This is a genomic window from Pseudomonas sp. TJI-51 (genome assembly GCF_000190455.2).
Classification (GTDB): Bacteria; Pseudomonadota; Gammaproteobacteria; order Pseudomonadales; family Pseudomonadaceae; genus Aquipseudomonas; species Aquipseudomonas juntendi.
The window spans coordinates 1-5476 of sequence record NZ_AEWE02000194.1; the positions used below are offsets into that span (position 1 = coordinate 1).

6 protein-coding genes are annotated in these 5476 nt (G+C 65.6%); all 6 read right to left on the reverse strand.

Going from position 1 to position 5476, the window contains the following annotated elements:
* Positions 1 to 89: 89 nt before the first annotated feature.
* A complete protein-coding gene (locus G1E_RS26820) occupies positions 90 to 740 on the reverse strand; it encodes an SPOR domain-containing protein (protein WP_009686027.1) in 651 nt (216 codons plus the stop codon).
* Positions 741 to 744: 4 nt separating this feature from the next.
* Positions 745 to 2031 carry a bifunctional tetrahydrofolate synthase/dihydrofolate synthase gene (gene folC / locus G1E_RS26825; RefSeq protein WP_047150289.1) on the reverse strand — a complete coding sequence of 429 codons (1287 nt, stop codon included), beginning with the start codon at positions 2029 to 2031 and terminating at the stop codon, positions 745 to 747.
* Positions 2031 to 2924, reverse strand: a complete 894-nt coding sequence (gene accD / locus G1E_RS26830; RefSeq protein ID WP_009686024.1) for an acetyl-CoA carboxylase, carboxyltransferase subunit beta — start codon at positions 2922 to 2924, stop codon at positions 2031 to 2033. Before accD ends, folC begins: the two co-directional genes overlap by 1 nt.
* Before the next feature lie 219 nt (positions 2925 to 3143).
* Positions 3144 to 3764, reverse strand: a complete 621-nt coding sequence (locus G1E_RS26835) for a phosphoribosylanthranilate isomerase (RefSeq protein ID WP_009686023.1) — start codon at positions 3762 to 3764, stop codon at positions 3144 to 3146.
* Positions 3765 to 3825: 61 nt separating this feature from the next.
* A complete protein-coding gene (gene truA / locus G1E_RS26840; protein WP_009686022.1) occupies positions 3826 to 4686 on the reverse strand; it encodes a tRNA pseudouridine(38-40) synthase TruA in 861 nt (286 codons plus the stop codon).
* A gap of 103 nt (positions 4687 to 4789) precedes the next feature.
* The coding region (locus tag G1E_RS30035; protein ID WP_305728871.1) for a FimV/HubP family polar landmark protein at positions 4790 to 5476 on the reverse strand (687 nt) is incomplete at its 5' end.

The window sequence follows — 5476 nt, forward strand, 5'->3', positions numbered from 1 at the left end:
TATCTTCTGACAAACACCTGCCAGCCCTGATGCGATCTCTCTGTGTGTGTGGCTTGCCGGCGATGGGCGGCAAAGCCGCCCCGGCGATATCAGCCGCGCTCAGGCTGGAAGCGCACCACAAAGCCCTTCAGGCTGTTCTGGCGGTTGACCGCATCGCGTACGCGCTCGGCCTCGGCGCGCTCGATCAATGGCCCCACATACACCCGGTTCATGCCGCCGGCCGAACGGATATAGGCGTTGTAACCCTGACTACGCAAGGTTTGCTGCAGTTTCTCGGCACCGGCGCGGTTGGACAGGCTGGCCAGCTGGATCGACCAGCTGACCGGCAGCCCGTTGACGTCGATCTTCGATGGCGCAGCCTGGGCCGGCGTCGCTGCAGGTTTGGTTTCGACCTTGGCCGCCGGTGCGGCGGCCTGCGGCTTGGCCGGCTGGGCCTGTGCCTGGGTCTGCGGCGATGCCGTGATCGGCTGGCTGGGCGTGCTGGCAGGGGCAGTCGACTCGTCGACCACCACCGGCGCCGACTGCGGTGCTTCAGGAACTTCCTGCGGCTGCGGCACGGTCACCGGGTCTACCTTCACTTCCGGCAGGCTGGGCATGGCAGGTGCCTGCGGGGCTTCGACGCGCACCTGGCGCATCTCGTCCTCGCGGGTGAACAGCATCGGCAGGAAGATCACCGCCAGTGCCACCAGCACCAGCGCACCGACCATGCGCTGTTTCATCCCTTTATCCAGCACTGCCATCTACTCAACCCTCCTGGGCATGCCGCTCCAGCCACGCCAGGGCCTGGGCGACACAGAAAAACGAACCGAACAGCACGATCTGGTCATCTGCCGTTGCCTGCGCGCATTGCCCTTCGAGGGCCGCGTCGACTCCGGCATAAGACTTCACCGCCGCGCCAAGGTTCGTCAAGGCGTCGGCCAACTCGGCAGCCGGCCGGCTGCGCGGGGTGTCCAGCGGGGCCACGGCCCAGTCATCGATCAGTCCGTGCAGCGGCGCGACCACGCCTGCCAGGTCCTTGTCGGCGAGCAGGCCGAATACCGCCAGCCGGCGCCCCTTCAGCGGCCGGCTCGCCAGGCGCCGGGCCAGGTACTGCGCCGCATGCGGGTTGTGCCCGACATCCAGCAGCAGCTCCACCGGCCGGCCCTGCCAGACCAGCTGGCGACGGTCTAGACGCCCGGTAATCCGGGTATCCAGCAACGCCTGGCGCACCTGCGCGGCATCCCACGGCAGGCCCATCAACAGGTACGCCTGCAGGGCCAGCGCGGCGTTTTCCATCGGCAGGTCGAGCAACGGCAGGCCGTTCAGCTCAACGGGCGCGCCATCGGCTGCAGTGCCACGCCAGTTCCAGCCGTTTTCGGCGCTTGCCAGGTCGAAGTCACGGCCGCGCAGGAACAATGGCGCTGCCAGTTCGGCGGCTTTGTCCAGCAGCGGTTGTGGCGGGTCGAGATCGCCGCACAGGGCCGGTTTGCCCGGGCGGAAGATACCGGCCTTTTCAAAGGCCACCTGCTCGCGGGTGTCGCCCAGGTAATCGACATGGTCAACGCCGATACTGGTCACCAGGGCCAGGTCGGCGTCCACCACGTTCACGGTGTCCAGGCGCCCGCCAAGACCCACTTCCAGCACCACGGCATCGAGCTGCGACTGGTGGAACAACCAGAACGCAGCCAGCGTGCCCATCTCGAAGTAGGTCAGGGAAATATCGCCCCGCGCCGCCTCCACGGCGGCGAAGGCTTCGCACAGGCGCCCATCGCTGGCCTCCAGGCCATCGATCAGCACCCGCTCGTTGTAGCGCAACAAGTGCGGCGAGCTGTACACGCCGACCTTGAGCCCCTGGGCGCGCAGCAACGAGGCCACGAAGGCACAGGTCGAACCCTTGCCGTTGGTGCCGGTCACGGTCACCACACGGGGCGCCAGCTTACCCAGCGCCAGCCGGGCAAGCACCTGCTGCGACCGCTCCAGGCCCATGTCGATGGCCGAGGGGTGCAACTGCTCGAGGTAGGCGAGCCATTCGCCCAGGGATCGTTGTTTCATCACGCGACGGCAGCCGCCTCACGCGCTTGCTCGGGGGTTTCCTGGCCAGTCATCTGCGCCAGCAGGCGAGCCAGGCGCGGGCGCAGTTCGCCACGGGAGATGATCAGGTCGATGGCGCCGTGCTCCAGCAGGAACTCGCTACGCTGGAAGCCTTCCGGCAGCTTTTCGCGTACGGTCTGTTCGATCACGCGCGGGCCGGCGAAGCCGATCAGCGCCTTCGGTTCGCCGACGATGACGTCGCCGAGCATGGCCAGGCTGGCGGATACACCGCCGTAGACCGGGTCGGTCAGCACCGAGATGAACGGAATGCCTTCTTCGCGCAGGCGCGCCAGCACCGCCGAGGTCTTGGCCATCTGCATCAGCGAGATCAGCGCCTCTTGCATGCGCGCACCGCCGGAAGCGGAGAAGCAGACCATTGGGCAACGGTGCTCCAGGGCGTAGTTGGCAGCGCGGACGAAGCGCTCACCGACGATGGCGCCCATGGAACCGCCCATGAACGAGAACTCGAAGGCACTGACCACGATCGGCATGCCCATCAGGGTACCGCTCATGGAGATCAGCGCGTCTTTTTCGCCGGTCTGCTTCTGCGCGCCGGTGAGGCGGTCCTTGTACTTCTTGCCATCGCGGAATTTCAGGCGGTCGACCGGCTCGAGGTCGGCACCCAGTTCGGCACGGCCTTCGGCGTCGAGGAAGATGTCGATGCGCGCGCGTGCGCCGATGCGCATGTGATGGTTGCACTTGGGGCAGACATCGAGGGTTTTTTCCAGCTCCGGACGATACAGCACGGCCTCGCAGGACGGGCACTTGTGCCACAGGCCTTCAGGCACCGAGCTCTTTTTCACCTCGGAACGCATGATCGAAGGGATCAGTTTGTCGACTAACCAGTTGCTCATGCTTTTTTTCTCCAGTATTGGCAGGCGGGGCCGTTATCGTCGGCCTGCCCTGCCCTTGAGCTCAAAATCTGTTACGAAACGATGATGGAGCGGCCGCCGGGGCTTCCAGCGCGCCACTCCACCGCTAATGCGTTGTGTTGCCGCCACCATGGGTGCGGCTGCCCGGCAGGGCTGCGAATGCTATGGACGATGGCGCGCAGCCAGCCGTCACATCTGCCATCACGCCTGCCTCACCGCCTGCATGAAGGCTTCGATCTTCGCGGCGTCCTTGATGCCCTTGGCCTGCTCCACCCCACCGCTGACATCCACCGCATAGGGCCGTACCTGGGCGATGGCCTCGCCGACGTTGGCCGCCGAAAGCCCACCGGCAAGAATGATCGGTTTGCTCAGCCGCGCCGGTACCAGGGACCAGTCGAACGCCTCGCCGGTTCCCCCAGGCACACCCGCCACATAGGTATCGAGCAGGATGCCGCGAGCGCCTGCATAGCGCTGGCAGGCTGCCTCGAGGTCATCGCCCGGGCGCACCCGCAGGGCTTTGATCCAGGGGCGGTGGTAGCCCTCGCAGTCCTCCGGGGCTTCATCGCCGTGGAACTGTAGCAGGTCCAGTGGAACCACTTCGAGGATCTCGTTCAATTCGCACCGCGAGGCATCGACGAACAGCCCTACCGTGGTCACGAACGGCGGCAGTTCAGCAATGATTGCCCGCGCCTGGCGCACGTCCACTGCGCGTGGGCTTTTGGCATAAAAGACGAAACCGATGGCATCGGCCCCGGCCTCGACAGCAGCCAACGCGTCTTCAATGCGGGTAATCCCGCAGATCTTGCTGCGAACATAGCTCATGAAACGCGAACCCTGATGATAACGGTCAAAGGCCGGATGTTAGCAAATGGCTTTTCGCCCGTCAGTCCGCCAACCCTTCATAACCGCTTAAAAAGTGTGGGCCAATGTAACGCCTGGGCAGGGTGAACGTGTCGGGGTACTCCACCTGCACCAGGTACAGCCCATAGGGATGGGCGGTTACCCCGCCTTCGCGGCGGTCACGCCCTTCCAGCACCTCACGCGCCCAGCTCACCGGGCGTTCGCCGCTACCGATGGCCATCAACACGCCGGCAATGTTGCGCACCATGTGGTGCAGGAAGGCGGTGGCGCGCACGTCCAGCACGATCATCTGGCCATGGCGGGTAACCCGCAGGTGGTAGATATGCTTGATCGGCGACTTGGCCTGGCACTGGCTGGCGCGGAAGGCGCTGAAATCGTGCGTGCCGAGCAGCGACTGTGCCGCCTGGGCCATACGCTCGACGTCGAGCGGGCGGTGGTTCCAGGTCACCTCCTCGGCCAGGTGCGCCGGGCGGATCGGGTCGTTGTAGATGACATAGCGGTAGCGCCGGGCGCATGCCTTGAAGCGAGCATGGAAATCAGCCGGCATCGGCTGCGACCAGACCACACTGATGTCGTGCGGCAGGTTGAAGTTGGTGCCCATGGTCCAGGCACGTTCGTCGCGCACGGCACGGGTGTCGAAATGCACAACCTGCCCACAACCGTGAACACCGGCATCGGTGCGGCCGGCGCAAACCACGGCGATCGGCTCGTTGGCGACCTTGGACAGCGCTTGCTCCAAGGCCTGCTGGACACTGGGCACGCCGCTGGCCTGGCGCTGCCAGCCGCGGTAGCGTGCGCCCTTGTATTCCACGCCCAGGGCGATGCGGGAGTAGCCTTCGGCCGCAGATTCGGTGGCGGCGGTGTCGATGATGTCCAAGAGCATGAAACCTGTGGGGTGTACGAAATGGCGGGGATTATAACGACAACGGCAGCCGCGTAGGGCTGCCGTTGCTTGTCCACTGTAACCGATGGCCGCCTCGCTTGCGTCAGACCAACCGGGACAGCATGTCCTTGGCTTCCTGGCGCTGAGTGTCGTCGCCGTCCTTGACCACTTCGTCGAGGATATCGCGTGCGCCCTGGCTGTCGCCCATGTCGATATAGGCGCGAGCCAGGTCCAGCTTGGTGGCCACTTCATCACTGCCGGAAAAGAAGTCGAAGTCGAGATCGTCCAGCGGCTCCGGCTCTGGCTGCGCGGCTGCATCTTCGCTGGTGAAGTGCGGTTCCAGCGAGGGCGCCTCCAGGCTCTGCGACAGCTTGTCCAGCTCGGCGTTCACGTCATCGAGTTCCGAGGCAAAGCTTTTGTCTGCCGGCGAGTCGTCTTCCAGCGACAGTGACAAGTCGAAGTCCGAGGGCAGATCGAACTCGGAGACCGGATCGAACTCTGGCACGCTGTCGAAGGCCGCCAGCTCGGCAGCCACATCGCCCGCGGCGGTGTCGGCTGCTGGCGCAGCAGCGGGGGTGACGGGTTCGGTGACATCGAGGTCGAAATCCGACAGGTCGACCGCGGGTTGCGGCTCGGCCTGGGCCAGCATGGCTTCGAAATCCGCATCGGCGTCGGCTTGCAGGTCCTCATCCAGAGCGAACGGCTGTTCTTCTGGCGGCGCACCTGGCTGCACCGGCTCCCCCCCCCCCCGGGCCGGCGGGCCCCCCCCGCCCCCCTGCCACAGCAGGCA